The organism is Arthrobacter sp. 10T44, from assembly GCF_056393885.1.
In genome coordinates, this window is record NZ_JBFTGT010000005.1 from 69,079 (window position 1) to 89,361 (window position 20,283).

A 20,283-nucleotide genomic window follows, 5' to 3' on the forward strand; every position below is an offset into this window, starting at 1 on the left:
GGCCGCCCTTCAGAAGGGAGATTCAGACCCAGTCGATTACGGAGACCAGCAGTACAGCCAACCGCGCACATTTTCCGTGCAAGCGGTTTACCGGTGCTCTCCCTCGCCAAGGTATCGGAACGAGTTTAGCAGTGCCGGGCCCCGTTTAGCGAAAACGGGGCCCGGCACCGGGTACCGGGTGCTCGGACGGGCACGCGGCTGGGTGTTGCTGCTTAGCCGCTAGGCGTTGCCGTCGAAGAGGCTCGTGACGGAGCCGTCGTCGAACACTTCGCGGATCGCGCGGGCGATCAGCGGAGCAATGGACAGCACGGTGAGCTGCGGGAAGTGCTTGCTCGGGGAGATCGGCAGGGTGTTGGTGACCACGACTTCACGGGCGCCGGATTCGGCGAGGCGCTGCGACGCCGGGTCGGAGAACACGGCGTGGGTCGCGGCGATGATGACATCCTTGGCACCGGCGTTCTTGAGCACCTGGACGGCGCCGGAGATGGTTCCGCCGGTGTCGATCATGTCGTCGATCAGCACGCAGGTGCGGCCCTCGATCTGGCCCACGACGGTCTTGGAGACCGCCTGGTTGGGCACGGTCAGGTCACGGCTCTTGTGCACGAAGGCCAGCGGCGCGCCGCCGAGGCGTTCGGCCCACTGCTCGGCTACGCGGACGCGCCCGGTGTCCGGGGACACGACGGTGATCTTGTCCGAGCCGACGCGGGTGCGGATGTAGTCCGCGAGGAGCGGGATAGCCATCAGGTGGTCCACGGGGCCGTCGAAGAAGCCCTGGATCTGCGAGGTGTGCAGGTCCACGCTCATGATGCGGTCGGCGCCGGCGGTCTTGTACAGGTCCGCGACCAAGCGGGCGGAGATCGGCTCGCGGCCGCGGCCCTTCTTGTCCTGGCGGGCGTACGGGTAGAACGGCGAGACCACGGTGATGCGCTTGGCGGAGGCCCGCTTGAGCGAATCGATCATGATCAGCTGTTCCATGAGCCAGTTGTTCAGCGGTGCCGGGTGCGCCTGGATGACAAAGGCGTCGGTGCCGCGGACGCTTTCGCCGGCCCGGACGTAGATCTCGCCGTTGGCGAAGTCGTAGGCGTCCAGGGGCAGCAGTTCGGTGCCCAGCTCCTTGGCGATCTCGCGCGCCAGCTCCGGGTGTGCCCGCCCGGCGGCGAGCACCAGCTTCTTCTCCCCGTGTGCCGTAATTTCGCTCATGTTTGCTAGCCCTCTTCTGTCGATGCCGGAGTACTGGAAGATGATGAGGTGGCGCCGGCGGCTTCGGCCAGCGCGGCGGAGATGGAGCCCGGGCGGTGCGAGAGGACCCAGCCTTCGGAGTTCCGCTGCTTGGCGATGGTCAAGGCCAGTGCGCCTGCGGGGACGTCGCTGCGGATCACGGCGCCCGCGCCACTGTACGCGCCGTCGCCCACCTGGACCGGAGCCACGAACACCGTGTTGGATCCGGTGCGGACACCGGAGCCGATGACCGTGCGGTGCTTCTTCTCGCCGTCGTAGTTGGCCGTGATGTTGCCGCAGCCGATGTTGGTGTCCTCGCCGATCTCCGCGTCGCCGGCGTAGCCGAGGTGGGAGAGTTTCGAGCCGCGGCCGATGGTGACGTTCTTGGTCTCGTAGAACGCGCCGATCTTGCCGGTTTCGCCCAGGACGGTGCCGGGGCGCAGGTAGGTGAAGGGGCCTACGCTGGCGTTGGCGCCGATGGTGGAGCCGGACCCGTGGGTGCGGACCACCTTGGCGCCTTCACCGATCCGCACGTCGGTCAGCGTGGTGTCCGGGCCGACGACGGCGTCGCGCGCCACGGTGGTGGAGCCGTGCAGCTGGGTGTTGGGCAGCAGGCGGACATCCTCGTCGAGGGTCACGGTGGCGTCGATCCAAGTGGTGGCCGGGTCGACGACGGTGACACCGGCGCGCATCCAGGCCTCGACGATGCGCCGGTTGTGTTCGGCGCCGAGGGCGGAGAGCTGAACGCGGTCGTTCGCGCCTTCGACCTGCCAGCGGTCCTCGGTCACGACGGCGGCGACCCGTCCCCCGGCTGCGCGGGCCAGGGAGAGGACATCGGTGAGGTACTTCTCGCCCTGGACGTTGTCCGTGGTGACGTGGACCAGGGCGTCCCGCAGCACGCCGGCGTCGAAAGCGTAGATGCCGGAGTTGACTTCGCGGATTTCGCGTTCGACGTCGCTGGCGTCCTTGTGTTCGCGGATGCCGGTCACGGTGCCGTCCACGCCGCGGAGAATGCGGCCGTAGCCGGTGGCATCGTCCAGGACGGCGGTGAGGACGGTGACGGCGTTGCCGTCCGCCTCGTGCACGGCGACCAGTTCGGAAAGCAGTTCGCCGGTGAGCAGGGGGACGTCGCCGTAGGTGACGACGACGGTTCCGCTCAGCCGGGCTTCGGGGTGGAGCGCGTCGAGGGCCTCGAGGGCGGCTTCGACGGCACGGCCGGTGCCGGGGACGTCGTCCTGGTCGACGATCAAGGCCTGCGGGTCGATTTCGGCGATGTGCGCGGCGACCTGGTCGCGTTCGTGGCGGACCACGAGGGCCAGCTCGCGGGGCCGGATGGCGCGGGCGGCGTTGAGGGCGTGGCCGACGAGGGAGCGACCGCCAATCTCGTGGAGGATCTTGGGGGTACGGGATTTCATCCGGGTACCGGCGCCTGCAGCTAGGACGATGACGGCGGCGGGGCCGGTGTTCTCGGGGCTCACGTACGGGCTCTCCTTGCTCAGTGGCCTGACTCAGTGCCGCTGCTCGGTCGATCTCGGTTGACCCGGGGCGACAGCCAGGTGGTCCACCTTGTTGCCGGCTCCGCGCGGCCGTGCCGGACCGCAATCCGGTCGCGGCATGCTCTTCATCCTACTGGACTTCCGCCGGCCCCCGCCCGCCCGGACCGGTTCCTCCGGCTGCGGGCGCCCACGACAGTTCCGCCCATAGGACTCGAACCTATACTCCACGGCTCCAAAGGCCGGGGTGCTGCCATTACACCAGAGCGGACCATGCCACGGCAGCGAGCCGGTGGCACAAGAGACAATTCTGCCACGAAGGATGTTGCTCGTGCGACTCAACGCCCGGGGATGGGCACCGCTGTAAGGCATGATGGTGCTGTGAGCAACAGCGCAGGCGTGTCCGGAGGGGCGGACCACCGCACCGGCAGGCCGGTGCGGGCCTCCGGCTACATCCCCAGGTCGCGAATGACCGGGCCCCAGCGGCGCACCCAGCTGATCGGCATCGGCCGGGGACTCTTCGCCCTCCGCGGCCTCGACGGCACCACCCTCGAAGAGATTGCCGCCGCAGCCGGCGTTTCGAAGCCGGTGATTTACGAACACTTCGGCTCCAAGGAAGGCCTCTACACCCAGGTGGTGGAGCACGAATTCCGGATCCTGCTCGGCTCCATCAATGACGCGCTCTCCGAGGAGGCCAAGCCCCGCGTCCTGGTGGAGCGGGCCGCCCTGGCGCTGCTGGGCTACATCGAGGACCGGACCGACGGCTTCCGCATCCTGATGCGCGACGCCCCGCCGTCACAGCCCGAAGGCGCGTTCTCCACCCTGCTCTCGCAGGTGGCGGCACGGGTCGAGTACATCCTGGCCGACGAGTTCGCCCACCGTGGCTTCAGCGCAGCCGACGGAGCCATGTACGCCCAAATGCTGGTCGGCATGGTCGCGATGACCGGGCAGTGGTGGCAGGACAGCCGGACCCCGGACAAACGCGAAGTCGCCGCGCACCTGGTCAACCTCGCCTGGAACGGCCTCACCGGCCTGCAAAAGGACCCGGGACTCCGCAGCGAGGACTGAGCTACCCCGCCCAATGGTTGCCCAGCGGTCACCTACGCGGCGCAGCGGCCCTGAGCCCGGAACGGGAGCCATAAGCAATCCTCCGTGTGCCCACCCGAGGGACATGCCCGTCCCTGCTCGCGGGCAATGGACATGCCCGTCCCTGCTCGCGGGCCGAGGGACATCCCCGGCGGCCCCGCTTCACGCCCACCCGAGGGACATGCCCGTCCCTGCTCGCGGGCAATGGACATATCACCAATATGCCCATTCCCGGGCCCGAACGACGGACATGTCGTGAGTCCTGCAGGGTTGGAGCGGGCATGCCCATTCCCGGGCCCGAACGACGGACATGTCCGTGAGTCCTGCAGGGCTGCAGCGGGCATGCCCATTCCTGACCCTGCACACGGAACATGTCCGGAGAAGACTCCGCCGTGGGCGTTACTCGCCGAGGACCTCGAGGGCTTCGAGCCATTCGAGTTCGAGGGCCTCGCGTTCGGCGGCGAGCTGCTGCAGCTTCGCGTTCAGGCCGGCGAGCTCGTCGAACTTGGAGGCGTCACCGGCGCCGGCGGTCATCTGGGCGTGGATCTTGTCTTCCTGCTGCTTGAGTTTGCCCAGCTGCCGGTCGATCCGGTTCTTGGCCTTGCGGGCGTCGCGCTTTTCGGCTTCGGACGGTCCGGTGGCAGCCGGGGCCGCAGCGGCGCTGGAGGAGGTGACCGGGTTGCCGCCGCCGGTGATGGTGGAGCCTGCCAGCGCAGCCTCGCGCAGTTCCAAGTACTGGTCCACGCCGCGCGGCAGGGCACGGATCTTGCCGTCACCGAGCAGGGCCATCTGGTGGTCCGTGACGCGTTCCAGCAGATAGCGGTCGTGGCTGACCACCACGAGCGTGCCCGGCCAGCCGTCCAACACGTCCTCGACGGCGGCGAGGGTGTCCGTGTCGAGGTCGTTGGTGGGCTCATCAAGCATCAGGACGTTCGGCTCCCCCACCAGCAGGCGCAGGAGCTGGAGGCGGCGGCGTTCGCCACCGGAGAGGTCCTTGACCGGGGTCCACTGCTTCTCGTTCGTGAAGCCGAGCTGCTCCACGAGCTGCCCGGCGGTGAACTCCTTGCCGCCGACGTTGAACGATCGCTTCTCGCGCTCGATCACTTCGATGACGCGCAGGTCCTTGACGTCGTCGAGCTCCTTGACCTCCTGGGTCAGGACCGCGGTGACCACGGTCTTGCCGCGCTTGACCTTCCCCGAGGTGGGCTGGATTTCGCCGTTGAGGAGCTTCAGCAGGGTGGTTTTGCCGGCACCGTTGACGCCCACGAGTCCCAGCCGCTCGCCCGGCGCGAGCCGCAGCGTGATGTTGTCGAAGAGCTTCTGCCCGGGCTCGCCGCCGAGGAAGTCGAGGGAGACGTTCTCGAGGTCCAGGACGTCCTTGCCGAGCCGGGCGGTGGCCATCTTGCTCAGGGCCGTCGAGTCGCGCGGCTCGGGGACATCCGCAATCAGGGCGTTGGCTGCCTCGATCCGGAACTTAGGCTTCGCGGTGCGGGCGGGGGCGCCGCGCCGGAGCCAGGCAAGTTCCTTCTTGACGAGCTGCTGGCGTTTGCCCTCCGTCACGGAGGCAGCCCGGTCACGCTCGGCGCGGGCCAGCACGTAGGCGGCGTAACCGCCGTCGAACGGGTCCATGATGCCGTCGTGGATTTCCCAGGTCTTGTTGCAGACTTCGTCGAGGAACCAGCGGTCGTGGGTGACCACGAGGAACGCGCCCTGGTTGGGCCGCCAGCGGGTCTTCAGGTGCCGTGACAGCCACGCGACGCCCTCGACGTCGAGGTGGTTGGTGGGCTCGTCGAGCATGATGACATCGTGGTCCTCGATCAGCAGCTTGGCCAGCGCCACACGGCGCTTCTGCCCGCCGGAGAGCGCGTGCACGTTGGCGTGCCAGTCGACGTCGGACACGAGCCCGCCCATGATTTCGCGGATCTGCGGGTTGCGGGCCCATTCATAGTCGGCCTGGTCCCCGACGATCGCGGCGCCGACGGTGAGGTCGCCGTCGAGCACGTCGCTCTGGTCCAGGTAGCCGATGTTGACCTCGCTGCGCTTGGTCACCCGGCCGGAGTCGGGGGTGGCACGCATGGCCAGCAGCCGCATCAGCGTCGACTTGCCGTCGCCGTTGCGGCCCACCATGCCGATCCGGTCGCCCTCTTCAAGGCCGAGGGTGATGCCATCGAGGACGGTACGGGTTGCGTACGAGACCGTGAGGTTCTCGCCGCCGAGCAGGTGTGCCACTGGGAACTGCTTTCCTAGATGAAATGGTCGAGCTAAAGACGCTGCTTAGCTGACGTAGCTCTGACGTATATGACGTATATACAGTCAAAGCTACTAAAGGAGCGTATCGGAAATGATCCGGGCGCCGTGCACCGGGCCGTGGACCGCCTGGGCGTCGAGGCCGTGGTGGCGCAGGTCTTCGGCGAGTCCCTCGGCCGCGGCCGGGCTGTGCGCCAGCAGCGCCACCGTGGGGCCGGAGCCGGAGACGATTCCCGCGATCGCGCCGCAGGATTCGCCCAGCCCCAGGACGTCGCGGAGCCCGGGTGCCAGCTCGATCGAGGCGCGCTGCAGATCGTTGACCAGGACCCGGCTGAGCGCATCGGCGTCGCCGCTGCGCAGCGCGGCGAGGACGCGGGGATCGACGGCGGTGGGCTCCTCGACTTCCACCCCTTCGTCCGCGCGCAGCCGGTCCAGGGTTTTATAGACCGCGGGGGTGGGCAGGCCGAAATCCGCGGTGACGAGCACCCAGTCCGTCTGAGCCTTCACCAGCGCCGGGGAGAGCTCGTCGCCCAGGCCCAGTCCGACGGCAGTCCCTCCCAGCAGGGAGAACGGCACGTCGGCCCCCAGCTCGGCAGCGAGGTGGGCCAGTTCGTCCCGGGAGAGCCCGCTGTTCCACAGCGCGTCGCAGGCCAGCAGGGTGGCCGCGGCGTCGGCCGAGCCGCCGCCCATGCCCCCGGCGACCGGAACCCGCTTGATGATTTCGAGGTGCACGCCGGTGGAGTGCTCCGAGACATCGGCCATGATGGCCGCGGCCTTGTACGCAAGGTTGCGTTCGTCGAGCGGGATGTCGACGCCGTCCAGGTCAAGGGTGCTGGCCGGGCTGATGCTGACCGTTATCTCGCCGGTGTCCGTGCTGGTAGCGGCGACCTCTTCATACAGGGATACGGCAAGGTAGACGCTTGCCACCGAGTGGTAGCCGTCCGGGCGTAGCGGTCCGACATCCAGTGAGACGTTCACCTTGCCGGGTGCCTTGACCCGGACAGTCCTGGCGGCAAAGCGCCCTCTCACTGCGTTCATGGCTCCACGCTATGGCATGGCAGGCTGAGGCTCCAAGCAGAACCGTCGGCCGCGGCGCTCAGGTGCCGGGCCGGGCGTGTGCTTCGGCGATGCGGGCGAAGGCGGTGATATCGAGCACTTCGCCCCGGGCGGTGGGGTCGACGCCGGCGGCCCGGAGACAGCGTTCGGCTTCGGCGGCGCTTCCGGCCCAGCCCGCCAGAGCGGCCCGGAGGGTCTTGCGCCGCTGGGCGAAGGCCGCATCGATGACGGCGAAGACCTCTTCCCGGGTGGCGGAGGTTGCCGGCGGTTCCCGCCGGGTGAAGGCGACGAGCCCGGAATGGATCTTGGGCGCCGGCCAGAAGACGTTCATCCCGATCACACCGGCCTTGCGCATGCCGCTGTACCAGGCTGCCTTGACCGAGGGGACGCCGTAGGTCTTGGAACCCGGGCCGGCGGCGAGCCGGTCGGCCACCTCGTCCTGGACCATGACCAGGCCGTGCCGCAGGCTCGGGAAATGCTGCAGCAGGTGCAGCACGACGGGGACGGCCACGTTGTAAGGAAGATTGGCGACCAGCGCCGTGGGCTGCACCGGCAGCTCGGTCACCTTCATCGCGTCGGCGAGGACCAGGTGGAAATTTTCGACGGCGCCGGGGCGCCAGCGTGCCACGGTGTCGGGCAGTTTGGCGGCGAGGACCGGGTCGATTTCGACGGCGACGACCGAGGTGGCGGCGTCCAGCAGGCCCAAGGTCAGCGAGCCGAGGCCCGGGCCGACTTCCAGCACGGTCTCGCCCGCGCTGATGTCCGCCGCGGCGACGATGCGCCGGATGGTGTTGCCGTCGATGACGAAGTTCTGGCCCAGGGTCTTGGTGGGACGGACCCCGATTTCCTCGGCCAGCCTGCGGATGTCGGAGGCGCCCAGGAGCTGCGCTGGGGCACCGGCGGTCGCCGCGGAGCGCTCGACGGGGGCGGAGGGGGTCGGTTCAGTCACCTAGGTATCCTATCCCGCGGCGGCAACGGCGAAGGCCGGTCCCGGGATCCGGGACCGGCCTTCGAAGGTGCGCCGCGGCGGTGGTCAGCCGATGCGGCAACCGTGGTTGCCTGACCGGCCACGCGGGCCGGAATGGGGTGTCAGCTGGAGGCCGCCCAGCCGCAGCCCCACGGGGACAGTCCGCGCTCAGCGTAGACGCGGTTGGCAATGGCAATCTGCTGGGCCTTGCTGGCCTGGCTGGCGTTGGGGGCATACGCGCCGCCGCCGGCACCGAGCCAGGTCTGGACGTCGAACTGGAGCCCGCCGTAGTAGCCGTTGCCGGAGTTGATGGACCAGTTGCCGCCGGACTCGCACTGCGCGATCTTGTCCCACATGCCCACGTTCATCATCGCCGGGGCCGCGGCGCCGGTGTTTGCGGCGGCCGGGGCGGCAGCCTCCACCTTGGGCTTCTCCTTGGTGCCGATGCTGACCTTTTCGGTGACCGGCTCGCGCGTGACCTTCTGGGCCACGAGCGTCCGGGAGGCGATACGGCCGTCCACGAGGACCAGCTTGAAGCTCTTGCTGATGCTGCCGGCCACACCGGCCTGGATGACCTTCTGCTCGCCCTTCGGCAGCGCCGCGTCCTCGGCGGTCAGCGTCTCGAAAGGTACGGCTTCGGTGGTGGCCGCGGTCTTGGACGTGTCAACGCGGGAGACCTTGACCACCATGTTGTTGACGACCGGCGCGTTGCCGGGCTGCGAGGTGCGGTCGCTGGCGCCGAGCTTGACGCCGGCGTCGGCGAGAACGCCGCCGACGGTCGCCGCCGTCGTCATGGTCTTGGTGGCCTTGCCGTCGGCCACGAGGGTCACGGCCTTCGGAGTGGAGATACTGACGAAGGAACCGGAGACGGCCAGCTGCGCGTCCTTCGGAACGGAGACCTTCGAGGCGGAGGCGACGCCGAGTTCCGTCACGAGCCCTTCGACGGTGGGCGCGGTGGTGGTGATGGTCCGCTCGGCGCCGTCCACGCTGACCTTCACGGCCTTGGCGAGGTTGACGTTGATGACGGATCCGTCCTGCACATGGGATTCAGCCGAAGGCGACACCTTGTCGGCGGCCTGCAGCTCGACCTTGGCGCCGCGGACCACTTGGCCGACGGTGCCGCCGAAGGTCTGCACGGAGCTCACTCGTCCGTCGACGTTGAGGGTGACCGTCTTGTTGTTGCCAACGAAGGCGACCAGGCCGAGCACGAGTGCCACGAGCACCACGAGTTGCGCGCCGACCTTGACGAAGCTGAACTTGCCGTCCGATGTGAAGAACTTGACCACGATTGCCCATATCTTTTGGACCATCCGGGCACGGGGAAAAGCGCACACGTTTCCCCGGCGCAAACACCCCCAAGGGCAGCTCCGGAGCAGCTCCGGATATTTGCGGAAAACGCGGGCACCGCCACACTTCCAAACGAGAGCGCACACGTGGATCCTTTGCCACAATGCGCGCCCTGAGGTTGTGAAATTCTCCGAAGGCCTTCCCCGACCCCGGCTAATAGTTGTCCACTGTAACCGTAGCGTTATAAACCAACCAAGATTTTGTGCATACCCGGTATGTTGCCAGAGTGACGGCGGGTGCTGCCTTTAGTCCCAGGATCCGTATGCCTGCAGGGTATTTTCGGCCAACTGCGTGCACAGCGCGGAGAGCTCGCGGCCTGTCAATTCCGCCATCGCCCGAACCGTGTAAGGAATCATGTAGCTGGCGTTTGGCCTCCCCCGGTGCGGGTGCGGCGTGAGGAACGGGGCGTCGGTTTCGACAAGGATGCGTCCGGGCTCGGCGATGGCCAGGGCCGCGCGCAGGTTCGCCGCGTTCTTGAAGGTCACTGTCCCGGCGAACGACATGTACCAGCCCTCGGCGTTGCAGGTCCGGGCGAGCTCCTCGCCGCCGGAGAAGCAGTGGAAAACCACCCGTTCCGGAGCGCCCTCCTCCCGGAGCACCTGAACGACGTCGTCGTGGGCGTCGCGGTCGTGGATCTGCAGAGTCAGGCCAAGCCGCTTGGCGATATCGATGTGGCGGCGGAAGGAGTACCGCTGCTGGGCGAGCCCCTCCCCCTCGGTGCGGAAGAAATCAAGGCCGGTCTCGCCGATGGCACGGATCCGCGGGTGGGAGGCCAGCGCCTCGATTTCCGCCAGCGCCTCCTCCAGTTCGCCGCGGGCCGCGTAGGCCGGGGCGTCGTTGGGGTGCAGCGCCACGGCGCCAAGCAGCCGCGAGTCCTCCTCCACCGCCTGCACGGTGAAGCGGGATGACTCAAGGTCGCAGCCCACCTGCACGGCGCCCCGGACCCCCACGGCCTCGGCGGCGTCGAGGGCATCTTTGATGCTGACTGCCGGGCTCCCGTTGGCAAAATCGGCATCCGGGAAGTCCAGGTGGGTGTGGTTGTCCATCACCGGGACGGGCAGCGGTTCCGGCGCCGGCGGATACGGTTTGCGGCCGGGCGGGGCAGTTCCGGACGGGCCGGCGCCGCTTCCGTCGCTGCCGGTCTCGTGGAAGGGTGCGGGGATCAGCGGATTGCACATCCTTCCAGCCTAGCTGCGGGCCGGGCGGAGAATTACCCGGAACTCTCTGTCTGCTTTGTCAGTTGTGTTAGTACGCTGATACCAAGACAGGCGTGCAGCAGTGGGGGCCCGGCCTTCCCGCCGCTCCGCCCGGACCGCACCAGGGCTGAAAGGCTGCCGATGGACTACCACCGACGTACCTCCGTTGACGAAGCGCTGCCGGAGCCGCAGGGCCTCCCGGCGCGAGCCGGCGTTATTCCGGCGCCGATGGAGGCCGCGGCATTCCACGCCGCCAGCGAGCGCATCCTGCGGGCCATCAACACGGTGATCGACGGCAAGGCCGAAGCCGCCAAGCTGGCGCTGACTGTGCTCCTCGCCCAAGGCCACCTGCTCCTCGAGGACGTTCCCGGCGTGGGCAAGACGCTGCTGGCCAAGACCCTCGCCCGGACCATCGACTGTTCCGTCAGCCGGATCCAGTTCACCCCGGATCTGCTGCCCTCCGATGTCACGGGCGTGTCCATCTACAACCAGGCCTCCCGGATGTTCGAGTTCCGCCCCGGCGCGGTGTTCGCCAACATCGTGATCGGCGACGAGATCAACCGCGCCTCCGCCAAGACCCAGTCCGCACTGTTGGAGTGCATGGAGGAGCACCAGGTCACGGTGGACGGGAAATCCTACAAACTGGACGAACCCTTCATGGTGGTGGCGACGCAGAACCCGATCGAGATGGAAGGCACCTATCCGCTGCCGGAAGCGCAGCGCGACCGCTTCATGGCCCGAATCTCGATGGGCTATCCGGACCGCGACGCCGAGATGGAGATGCTGGAGACCCACCAGGCCACGTCCCCGCTGACCAGGGTGACGGCCGTGGTAACCGCGGACGAGGTGGCGTCAATGATCGCCACCGTCCAGCAGGTCTATGTATCCCGTCCGATCAAGGAATACACGGTGGCCCTGGGCCGCGCCACGAGGGAGAGCGCCATGCTCCGGCTTGGCGCGAGCCCCCGGTCCATGCTGCAGCTGCTGCGTGCTGCGAAGGCCACCGCCGCACTGGAGGGCCGGGACTTCGTGCTGCCCGACGACGTCGTGAGCGTGGCGGAATCGGTGCTGGCCCACCGGATCATCCTGGACCGCAAGGCCGCCAGCACCGGAGAGACGCCGCAGAGCGTCATCCGGTCCATCCTCGCGCGGGTGCCGGTCGGGCAGGAAACGGCGCCAGCGCAGGCCCGGACCCGCACCGACGGCGACGGCGGCCGTTCCGCCGCGCGGCCGTCGGCCCTCCCCACCGGCCGCTAGGGGGCTGAGGCGGCCGTGGCGGTGCTGGACCGGTTCCCTGGGCACATCTTCAGCTCGCGCGGCTGGGGCCTGTTGGGAGCGGGCCTCCTGTCCCTGCTGGCCGCTCAAATACTGGGCCGCCGCGACCTGCTGGCGCTGGCGCTCCTGTTGCTGGTCCTCCCGCTGCTGTCCCTTGCCGGCACGCGCGTGCTGAAACCCCGGTTCCGGGTCTACCGCGACTTCAACCTATCCCCGGTGGAGACCTCCGCGACGACCACCGTCCGGCTGGCGGTGGCCCGCACCGGTCCGGGCAACGGCCTGGCCCTGATGGAGGAGCAGCTGCCGTCCCGGTTCGGGCAGTCCCCGGTGTTCCGCTTCCCGGCGCGGACCGCCGTCGCGGGAACCAGCCGCTACGAATACCAGCTTCGGAGCGCGAAACGCGGCCAGTTCCTGATCGGGCCGGTCACGGCCGAATTCAGCGACCCTTTCGGGCTCTCCGTGCACCGCCACGCGATCGACGCCGGCGACGTCCTCACGGTAACCCCCGCCGCCGTCGAGCTCCCCGCGACCGGGCTCGCGGGCGCACGCGGCCACGACGGCGTCACCGCGACGCGGATCCGCGCGAACCCCAGCGACGACGACGTCATGACCCGCGAGTACCGGCACGGCGATCCGATGCGACGCGTGCACTGGGCGGCGACCGCCCGGCACGGCTCCCTCATGGTGCGGCAGGAGGAATCGGTCACGACTCCGGAAGCCACGATCATCCTGGACCAGCGCTTCCAGGCCTATGCTCAGGGCGCCGGCTACGTTTCCGGCGGCGCCGCCGCGGACGGGCATGAACTGGTCACCAGCGACGCCTTCGAATGGGCCGTCACGGCCGCGATGTCCATCAGCACCCACCTTGGCGAGCGCAACTACGCGCTGCGCTGCCTGGACCCTGCCGGGGATCCAGCCTTCCTGAATTCGCCGTCGGCGCCGGAGCCGGAGGCCGACGAGTACGCCGGGACCGGCGGCCTGCAGTCCATTGCGGAGAGCCTGGCCGCCATCGCGCTCAGCGGTCCGCGCCACGGCGCAGCCGACGCCGGGCCGCAGCCTTTCGACGACCGGCTGATGGACAAGCTCTCCGCGCACCGCCTGCGGGGGCCGATCCTGGCGATCCTGGGCCGTCTCTCGCCGGCGGAGGCGCGCGCGCTGGCCCCGGCGGCGGGGTTCGGCGCGAATGCCTTCGCCCTCCTGGTCACGGACCGCGCGGCTGACACCGGGCCGGTCCTGGAGATCCTGCGCCGCGGCGGCTGGCGCGCCGTCGCCGTCTCCGCGGCCACCCCGCTGCCGGCCGCCTGGTCCGCCTTCGACCAGGACGGCGCCGCCGGGCTTCCGCCGGCCGCAGGATCAGCGGCGGCCGACGGTGCCCGGCCCGTCGCCGGAGGCCGGCGATGACCCTGACCCCGCAGCGCGACAGGGCCCCGGGACCGTCCGCGGCCGAGCCCGGACGGCCCTCCGTCCCGGTGCCGGGCGCGGCCGCCGGGCCGAAGGGTGCCGGTGTCGAGCCCTGGGCAATAGGGCTCGCCGTCGCGGTGGCTGTCGCCGGCGCGGCGCTGGGGCTCAACGGCGTGCTGCGCGGCTGGGCCTGGTACCCGGCAGTGCTCACCACGGTTTTCACCGTCGCGCTGGCGATGGCGGGGCTCCGGGCCCTGCGGCTGCACGGCGTCCTGGTCGGCGCGGGAGGCTTCGTGGTGCTGGCCCTGGTCCTCACCTTCACCTTCTTCCGCCAGCACAGCATCGCCGGATTCATTCCGTCCGGCGACACCATGGCCCAGCTGCAGCGGTACCTGCGGCGGGCCAGCGAGACCGTGCTCGCCGAGAGCTCACCGGTGGCGCCCAACGCCGGCATCGTCCTGCTGATCTGCGGGGTGCTCGGCCTGGTGGTGATCCTGGTCGACGCCCTCGCCGTCCCGCTCGCGCTGCCGGCGACCAGCGGGCTCGGGATCCTGGCCATCCTGGTGGTTCCGGCCATGGTGAAACCGCAGAGCGTCGGCTGGCTGGGCTTCACCGGCGCCGCGGCGGGCTACCTCATGATCCTGGCCAGCAGCCACTGGTTCCACCCCAACTCCCGGACCCGGGCGGACACGGCGCGCAATCCCGGCCAGCTCAAACGCGCTTCCCTGACCGGGGCGGTGGCGCTGGTCCTGACGCTGCTGTTCCAGCTGGCCATCCCGGGCTTCGACCAGGGCATCTTTCCGCAGGGATCCCGGCTGAATCCCTGGGGATCCGCGAGCGGATTGAACCCCATGATCAGCCTCGGCAACAGCCTGCGCAGCCCCACCGGCGACGGACGGATTACCTACGCCACCAACGCCTCGCAGGCGCCGTACCTGCGCTCCGTCACCGTGGACAGCTTCGACGGCGATGCGTGGGCGCCGGACGACCGTGACGCCAGCCGGCAGCCGGGCACCGGAAGGATGGACCCGGGGCCCGCCCCCAGCGTGGAAGAACAGGTCCGGGTGGTCACGGCCGTCAACACGGGCCAGTTCACGAGCCCGTACCTGCCCGCCCCCTACGCGCCCGAGTCGGTGAACGGCCTGACCGGCCGGTGGAGCTGGGATCCGGCCACGCTGAGCATCAAGGGCCTGGACACCAACTCGCGCAACCAGCAGTACGTTGTGGCGTCGGTGGCGCCGAAGCTCACCCGGGCCGTGCTGGCTGACTCCCCGGACAGGGCGCAGGCGGTGCCGGACACCTTCACCCGGGTCCCCGCCAACGTACCCCAGATCGTGCGGCAGACTGCGGACACGGTCACTGCGGGAAGCCGCGGCAACTACGCCAAGGCCATGGCGATCCAGCAGTACCTGCGTTCCGCGGAGTTCAGCTACTCGCTTCAGTCCCCCGTCCAGGGTGGCTACGACGGCAACGGGTTGTCAGTGCTGGCGGACTTCCTGGCCCAGAAGAGCGGCTACTGCATCCACTTCTCCTCGGCGATGGCCGTGATGGCGCGGCTGGAGGGGATCCCGAGCCGGGTCGCCGTCGGCTACGCTCCCGGACGCGCCACCGGGTCCACCGTGACGATCCCGGGCCTGGGGGCGCTGCCCGAGTATGAGGTGGACGCCCGTGACGCGCACGCCTGGCCCGAACTGTACTTCCAGGGCGTCGGCTGGGTGGCCTTCGAGCCGACGCCCTCGCGCGGCGTGGTGCCGGGCTACGCCACCGAGCCAGCGGCGCGCAGCGGCGCCAGCACCAACGAGAACAACGATGGCCTGATCCCCGAGGATGACCTCAAACCCACGGCGGCCCCTGCGCCCGCACCGTTGCCGTTGCCCGCAACCGCGGGCGGGGACGGGTCCGGCAGCAGCTTGGTCCCCCTGTTGTACGGCTCCGGCGGGCTGCTGCTGGTGCTCCTGCTGCTGTCGGCCCCGGCGCTGGCGCGCGGCGGCGTCCGGCGGCGGCGGCTCAAGGCCTCCGGCTTGTCGGGGGCAGCCGCCCCGGCCTGGGCGGAGCTGCGGGACCTGGCCACGGACTTCGGGATCCCGCCGCGCAGCAGCGAAACGCCGCGGCATTTTTCCGCCCGGCTGCGCGGTTCAGCGGCGCTCGGCGAGCCGGGCGGCGTGGACGCCCCGGCCCACGCTGCCGTGGCCTCCCTGAGCGCCGACTTTGAACGGCAGCGCTACGGCCGCCCCGACACGGACTCCCCGGCGGGCAACTCCCGGCCGGACTCCCGGCCGGACTCCCTGCCGGGCTCCCTGCCGGGCTCTCCCGCGGACAGGGTCGAACAGGTCCGGGACGCATTGCGCGCCCACGCTTCGTGGTGGACCCGTTGGCGCGCCATCTGGCTGCCGCCGTCGCTCACGGCCCGCTGGCGGCGCCGGGCATGGACACCGCTGCGGGCCGTTTCGGTCCCGGCCAGGTCAGCCGGACGCGGCGCCGCGGAATCCTGGTCCAGGGTCCGCGACGCCGCCCGCAGGCTTCGCCGAAGCTAGCCGGCGTAGGGGTCGGCGATGCCGATGTACTGCGTGTAGAGGTATTCCTCGATGCCTTCGAGGCCGCCCTCGCGGCCCAGGCCGGACTGCTTGACTCCGCCGAACGGTGCTGCCGCGTTGGACACGACGCCGGCGTTCAGGCCCAGCATGCCGGTTTCGAGGCGTTCGCCCATCCGGATGCCCCGGTTGAGGTCCTTCGTGAAGACGTACGCCACCAGGCCGTATTCGGTGTTGTTCGCGAGCCGGACGGCCTCGTCCTCGGTGTCGAAGGTGATGATCGGGGCGACGGGTCCGAAGATCTCCTCGGACAGGATCCGGGTGCCCTCGGTGACGCCCTTGAGGATCGTGGGCTGGTAGAAGTAGCCCGGACCCTCGACGGCGGCGCCGCCCAGCACTGTCACAGCGCCGGCGTTCACCGCGTCCGTGACGAGCTCGTGGACCTTGTCGCGGCTCTTCGCGTCGATCAGCGGGCCGACCTTGGAGTCCGCCTCGGTGCCCCGGGCCGTGGTCATGTCCTTCATCTTCGCGGCGAACTTCTCCGCGAACTCGTCGGCCACGGACTCGTGCACGATGAAGCGGTTCGCCGCGGTGCAGGCCTCGCCCATGTTCCGCAGCTTCGCCAGCATTGCTCCGGCTACCGCGGCGTCGACGTCGGCGTCCTCAAACACCACGAACGGGGCGTTGCCGCCGAGTTCCATCGAGGTCCGCAGCACCGTCTCGGAGGCGTCCGCGAGCAGCCGGCGGCCCACCTCGGTGGAGCCGGTGAAGGAAAGCTTACGGAGCCGGGAATCCTTGATCAGCGGGCCGGTCGTGGCGCCCGCGGTGGAGGTCGGGATCACGTTCAGCACGCCCGCGGGCAGGCCGGCTTCCAGCATGACGGCAGCAAAGAGCTGCGAGGTCAGCGGCGTGAGGTTCGCGGACTTGAGCACCATGGTGCAGCCGGCGGCGACGGCCGGGGCGATCTTGCGGGTGGCCATGGCCAGCGGGAAGTTCCACGGCGTAATCAGCAGGCACGGCCCCACCGGCTTCTTGGCCACCAGGAGCCGGGACTTGCCGTCCGGGGAAACCGAGTAGCGGCCAAACGCGCGGACGGCCTCCTCGGAGAACCAGCGCAGGAACTCGGCGCCGTAGGTGACTTCGCCGCGGGCTTCGGCCAGCGGCTTGCCCATCTCCAGGGTCATCAGCAGCGCGAAGTCCTCGGCCCGTTCGGTGACGAGCTCGAAGGCGCGGCGCAGGATCTCACCGCGCTCCCGCGGCGGGACCTTGGCCCAGGACTCCTGCGCGGCGGCGGCCGCGTCCAGGGCCGCGGCGCCGTCCTCGGGACCGGCGTCGGCCAGGCTCAACAGCACCTTGCCGGTGGCGGGATCCTCGACGTCGAACGTCTTGCCGGACGCGGCCGGACGCCACTGTCCGTCAATCAGCAGGCCAGTCGGCACGGACGCCAGCAGTGCGGCCTCGCGCTCCGCGGTAACGGTGGGCTGGGCAGTTACAGTCACAATGACTCCCTCGTCAGCAATGGGTTCGGAAAATTTTCTGATCAGCCCCGCACCGGCTTGCGCCGCGGGCCTGGACTACTGCCACGGTACTGCCGGGCTCTCCGGGGTGTCTACGCATCTGCGCACTAGACCAAGCCGGATCTGCTGTGCAGCTGCACAACGGCGGCGCGGCCCCGCAGCCCGCGGCCGGAGCCCCGCGTCAGCGCGCGGCGAGAACGGCGGAATAGAGTTCGCGTTTGCTGACCCTGGCGTCATCGGCCACCGCGGCGACGGCCTCCTTCAGCCGGATGCCCTGGGCGATCAGCGCGTTCACGGCCGCGACCTGGTCCTCCGGTTTACCCGGCTCCCGCTCGGGCGCACCGCCCACGACGACGGCGATCTCGCCACGGACCTCGTTGGTTTCGGCCCAGCGAAGCAGTTCGCGCAGGGTCCCGCGGATGACCTCTTCGTAGGTTTTGGTGAGTTCCCGGCAGACGGCCGCGCGGCGGTCGGCGCCGAAGCGTTCGTGCAGGGCCCGGAGCATGGGCTCCAGCCGGTGCGGCGCCTCGAAGAACACCATGGTGCGACGCTCGGCGTCGAGGTCCGCCAGCCGCGACGTCCGTTCGCCGGCCTTCCGCGGCAGGAAGCCCTCGAAACAAAAGCGGTCCGTCGGCAGCCCGGAGAGGGCGAGCGCGGTCAGTACGGCGGACGGGCCCGGAACGGCGGTGACGGTGAGCCCGGCGGCGACGGCGCCTTCGACCAGACGGAAGCCGGGGTCCGAGACCGAGGGCATGCCGGCGTCGGTCACCATGACCAGGGTCTTGCCGGAGCGGACCTGGTCCAGGAGTTCGCCGGTCTTGGCTGCCTCGTTGTGCTCGTGGTAGCTGATCACCCGGCCCGCCACGGTGATGCCGAGGCTTTGAACCAGCCGGTGCAGCCGCCGGGTGTCCTCGGCGGCGACGATGTCCGCCGTTTCCAGCAGCCCGATCAGCCGGGCGGAGGCGTCGCCGACGTTGCCGATCGGGGTGGCGGCAAGCACGATCCGGCCCGGTCCGGCGGCCGTCCCCGCTGCCGGAACGGCGTCGGCGGAGGCGGGCGCCGGGGAATTGCCTTGGGAGGTGCTTTGTTCGGGATCCACCCCATAAGCCTACTGCCGGCGGGCGCGCGGGACCGACGATCGCGGCCGCGAAAGGTAGCATGGCAACGTGACGCAGACCCCCATGCGGCCTGCCGAGGCCGGTTCAGCCGAGGCCGTGCCCGCCGACGGCAGCCCGGACAGCACCCGCCACCACGCCCGGAGGCCGGACCTGCCGGGCACCGGACGCAACCTCGAGGGGCACCGCTGGATCAGCCGTCCCGGCAAGGCATTCGACGCCGAGGACCTGACAGAGCGGCTGATCGGCAACATCCGCAGCTGGCGCGACTATCCGCCCTCGCTGCGCCTGTGGTTCTGGCTCATCCCGGCCCTCACCGCGGTGCTCGGCGGAATCCTGCGCTTCGTCCGGCTGGACACCCCGCACAACCTGGTGTTCGACGAAACCTACTACGTCAAGGACGGCTACTCCCTCCTGGTCAGCGGCTACGAGCGCGCCTGGCCGGACAAGGCCAACGACTCCTTCATCGCTGGCAACCCCGGGGTACTGCTGGACAGCCCCGAGTACGTGGTCCACCCGCCGGTGGGCAAGTGGATGATCGCCGCCGGGATGTGGCTCTTCGGCCCGGAAAACCCGTTCGGGTGGCGCTTCGGGGCCGCCCTGACCGGCACCCTTTCGATCTTCCTGCTCGCCTTGATTGCGCAGAAGCTTTTCCACTCGCTCACCCTGGGCGCCGTGGCCGGGGTGCTGCTGGCGGTGGACGGCCACCACCTGGTGATGTCCCGCACCTCGCTGCTGGACATTTTCCTGATGTTCTGGATCCTCGCGGCCTTTGGCGCGCTGCTGATGGACCGCGACGACGGCCGCCGCCGGCTCGCGAAGCGGCTCGGCGGACAAGCCGCGGCCTCCGCCGAGGGGCGCCCCTCCCGGCTGCAGCTTGCGGCCGGGCCGTGGCTGGGGATCCGCTGGTGGCGGCTGGCCGCCGGTGTCTGCCTCGGTCTCGCGGTCGGCACCAAATGGTCCGCCCTGTTCTTCCTGGCCGGCTTCGGGCTGATGACGGTCCTGTGGGACCTCAGCGCGCGCCGGATCGCCGGCGTGCATGGCTGGATCACGGGCGGCATCCTCAAGGACGGCATCGGCGCCTTCCTGAGCATCGTCCCGGTCGCGGCACTGGTCTATACGGCCACCTGGGCCGGCTGGTTCCGCTCCAGCAACGCCTATTTCCGGCACTGGGCCGAAACCAACCCCTCGGCCCAGTGGGGCTGGCTGCCCGATTCACTCCGTTCGCTGGCCCATTACCACCTCGAGGCCTACAAGTTCCACCAGGGCCTGAGCGCGGACCACCCCTACGAGGCGAGTGCCTGGAGCTGGCTGGTGCTGGGCCGGCCTACGTCGTTCTTCTATGAGTCGTCCAAGCAGGGAACGGCCGGCTGCGAGCTGCCCAGTTGCACCTCGGCCATCCTCTCGGTCGGCAACCCGCTGATCTGGTGGAGCGCGGCGGTCTGCCTCGGCATCTTGCTCTTCTGGTGGGCGGGCCGGCGCGACTGGCGCGCCGGGGCCATCCTGGCCGCCGTGGGCGCCGGCTACCTGCCGTGGTTCATGTACCCGGAACGCACCATGTTCTTCTTCTATGCGGTGTCCTTCGAGCCGTTCCTGGTGCTGGCCCTCGTGTACTGCCTGGGGCTGGTCCTGGGCCGGCGCACCGACCCGCTCTGGCGGCGCCGCTCCGGCCTCCTACTCGTCGCGCTGTTTGTCGTCGCGACCGTGCTGCTCTCGGCGTTCTTTTACCCGGTGTGGACCGCGGAGCTGATTACGTACCAGGACTGGCGCCTGCGGATGTGGATGCCGTCCTGGATCTAGGGCAGGATTACTAGCGGAGCCCGCGTCCGCGGGG

Annotated in this window: 14 protein-coding genes and 1 tRNA gene; 5 read left to right on the forward strand and 10 right to left on the reverse strand. The window is 69.7% G+C overall.

The features are described 5' to 3' along the window. Positions 1 to 219 precede the first annotated feature (219 nt). The 3 genes from AC1DBL_RS10670 to AC1DBL_RS10680 all read right to left on the reverse strand — a co-directional run bounded on the left by AC1DBL_RS10670 (position 220) and on the right by AC1DBL_RS10680 (position 2,982). Positions 220 to 1,200, reverse strand: a complete 981-nt coding sequence (locus AC1DBL_RS10670; RefSeq protein WP_175322781.1) for a ribose-phosphate diphosphokinase — start codon at positions 1,198 to 1,200, stop codon at positions 220 to 222. A 5-nt stretch (positions 1,201 to 1,205) separates the two neighbouring features. Further along, entirely contained in the window at positions 1,206 to 2,696 is a 1,491-nt protein-coding gene (gene glmU / locus AC1DBL_RS10675; RefSeq protein ID WP_476926087.1) for a bifunctional UDP-N-acetylglucosamine diphosphorylase/glucosamine-1-phosphate N-acetyltransferase GlmU, read from the reverse strand. Positions 2,697 to 2,910: 214 nt separating this feature from the next. Next, positions 2,911 to 2,982: transfer RNA gene (locus tag AC1DBL_RS10680), tRNA-Gln, on the reverse strand. A gap of 197 nt (positions 2,983 to 3,179) precedes the next feature. Here AC1DBL_RS10680 and AC1DBL_RS10685 point away from each other — a divergent pair. Next, complete coding sequence (locus AC1DBL_RS10685; protein WP_441418565.1) at positions 3,180 to 3,779, forward strand: TetR/AcrR family transcriptional regulator; 600 nt, start codon at positions 3,180 to 3,182, stop codon at positions 3,777 to 3,779. A gap of 417 nt (positions 3,780 to 4,196) precedes the next feature. Here the strand turns inward: AC1DBL_RS10685 and AC1DBL_RS10690 are convergent, their stop codons facing one another. The 5 genes from AC1DBL_RS10690 to AC1DBL_RS10710 form a co-directional block, all read right to left on the reverse strand. Beyond that, on the reverse strand, positions 4,197 to 6,026 hold the full coding sequence (locus tag AC1DBL_RS10690) for an ABC-F family ATP-binding cassette domain-containing protein (protein ID WP_476917570.1): 1,830 nt from the start codon (positions 6,024 to 6,026) through the stop codon (positions 4,197 to 4,199). Positions 6,027 to 6,119: 93 nt separating this feature from the next. After that, positions 6,120 to 7,082 carry a 4-(cytidine 5'-diphospho)-2-C-methyl-D-erythritol kinase gene (locus AC1DBL_RS10695; RefSeq protein ID WP_476917571.1) on the reverse strand — a complete coding sequence of 321 codons (963 nt, stop codon included), beginning with the start codon at positions 7,080 to 7,082 and terminating at the stop codon, positions 6,120 to 6,122. A gap of 58 nt (positions 7,083 to 7,140) precedes the next feature. Next, positions 7,141 to 8,049 carry a 16S rRNA (adenine(1518)-N(6)/adenine(1519)-N(6))-dimethyltransferase RsmA gene (gene rsmA / locus AC1DBL_RS10700; RefSeq protein ID WP_476926088.1) on the reverse strand — a complete coding sequence of 303 codons (909 nt, stop codon included), beginning with the start codon at positions 8,047 to 8,049 and terminating at the stop codon, positions 7,141 to 7,143. Positions 8,050 to 8,189: 140 nt separating this feature from the next. Next, entirely contained in the window at positions 8,190 to 9,377 is a 1,188-nt protein-coding gene (locus AC1DBL_RS10705; RefSeq protein ID WP_476926089.1) for a ubiquitin-like domain-containing protein, read from the reverse strand. Positions 9,378 to 9,659: 282 nt separating this feature from the next. Further along, a complete protein-coding gene (locus AC1DBL_RS10710; protein ID WP_476926090.1) occupies positions 9,660 to 10,592 on the reverse strand; it encodes a TatD family hydrolase in 933 nt (310 codons plus the stop codon). 159 nt (positions 10,593 to 10,751) lie between these two features. Between AC1DBL_RS10710 and AC1DBL_RS10715 the strand changes: the two genes are divergently transcribed. From AC1DBL_RS10715 to AC1DBL_RS10725, 3 genes are read left to right on the forward strand one after another with little or no spacing between them, the layout of a single operon-like run. Next, complete coding sequence (locus AC1DBL_RS10715) at positions 10,752 to 11,867, forward strand: AAA family ATPase (protein ID WP_476917574.1); 1,116 nt, start codon at positions 10,752 to 10,754, stop codon at positions 11,865 to 11,867. A gap of 15 nt (positions 11,868 to 11,882) precedes the next feature. After that, the gene (locus AC1DBL_RS10720; protein WP_476926091.1) at positions 11,883 to 13,286 is read left to right on the forward strand and encodes a DUF58 domain-containing protein; all 1,404 of its coding nucleotides are present in this window, start codon (positions 11,883 to 11,885) and stop codon (positions 13,284 to 13,286) included. Next, on the forward strand, positions 13,283 to 15,820 hold the full coding sequence (locus AC1DBL_RS10725; protein ID WP_476926092.1) for a transglutaminase TgpA family protein: 2,538 nt from the start codon (positions 13,283 to 13,285) through the stop codon (positions 15,818 to 15,820). The genes AC1DBL_RS10720 and AC1DBL_RS10725 overlap by 4 nt, the downstream gene beginning before the upstream one ends. Here the strand turns inward: AC1DBL_RS10725 and AC1DBL_RS10730 are convergent. Together AC1DBL_RS10730 and rsmI are read right to left on the reverse strand one after the other, a co-directional pair. Next, on the reverse strand, positions 15,817 to 17,316 hold the full coding sequence (locus tag AC1DBL_RS10730; protein ID WP_476917577.1) for an NAD-dependent succinate-semialdehyde dehydrogenase: 1,500 nt from the start codon (positions 17,314 to 17,316) through the stop codon (positions 15,817 to 15,819). The two genes, AC1DBL_RS10725 and AC1DBL_RS10730, sit on opposite strands and share 4 nt — an antisense overlap. 199 nt (positions 17,317 to 17,515) lie before the next feature. Further along, positions 17,516 to 18,433 carry a 16S rRNA (cytidine(1402)-2'-O)-methyltransferase gene (rsmI, locus tag AC1DBL_RS10735; RefSeq protein WP_441418457.1) on the reverse strand — a complete coding sequence of 306 codons (918 nt, stop codon included), beginning with the start codon at positions 18,431 to 18,433 and terminating at the stop codon, positions 17,516 to 17,518. A gap of 67 nt (positions 18,434 to 18,500) precedes the next feature. Here rsmI and AC1DBL_RS10740 point away from each other — a divergent pair, with 67 nt between their 5' ends. Further along, on the forward strand, positions 18,501 to 20,249 hold the full coding sequence (locus tag AC1DBL_RS10740; RefSeq protein WP_476893235.1) for a dolichyl-phosphate-mannose--protein mannosyltransferase: 1,749 nt from the start codon (positions 18,501 to 18,503) through the stop codon (positions 20,247 to 20,249). The last annotated feature ends 34 nt before the right edge of the window (positions 20,250 to 20,283 follow it).

Excerpts from the sequence above, each read along its gene's own strand:
- AC1DBL_RS10670 (WP_175322781.1), bottom strand. The coding sequence starts at position 1,200 with ATGAGCGAAATTACGGCACACGGGGAGAAGAAGCTGGTGCTCGCCGCC.
- AC1DBL_RS10715 (WP_476917574.1), top strand. The coding sequence starts at position 10,752 with ATGGACTACCACCGACGTACCTCCGTTGACGAAGCGCTGCCGGAGCCG.
- AC1DBL_RS10725 (WP_476926092.1), top strand. The coding sequence starts at position 13,283 with ATGACCCTGACCCCGCAGCGCGACAGGGCCCCGGGACCGTCCGCGGCC.
- AC1DBL_RS10710 (WP_476926090.1), bottom strand. The coding sequence starts at position 10,592 with ATGTGCAATCCGCTGATCCCCGCACCCTTCCACGAGACCGGCAGCGAC.
- AC1DBL_RS10685 (WP_441418565.1), top strand. The coding sequence starts at position 3,180 with ATGACCGGGCCCCAGCGGCGCACCCAGCTGATCGGCATCGGCCGGGGA.
- AC1DBL_RS10695 (WP_476917571.1), bottom strand. The coding sequence starts at position 7,082 with ATGAACGCAGTGAGAGGGCGCTTTGCCGCCAGGACTGTCCGGGTCAAG.
- AC1DBL_RS10705 (WP_476926089.1), bottom strand. The coding sequence starts at position 9,377 with ATGGTCCAAAAGATATGGGCAATCGTGGTCAAGTTCTTCACATCGGAC.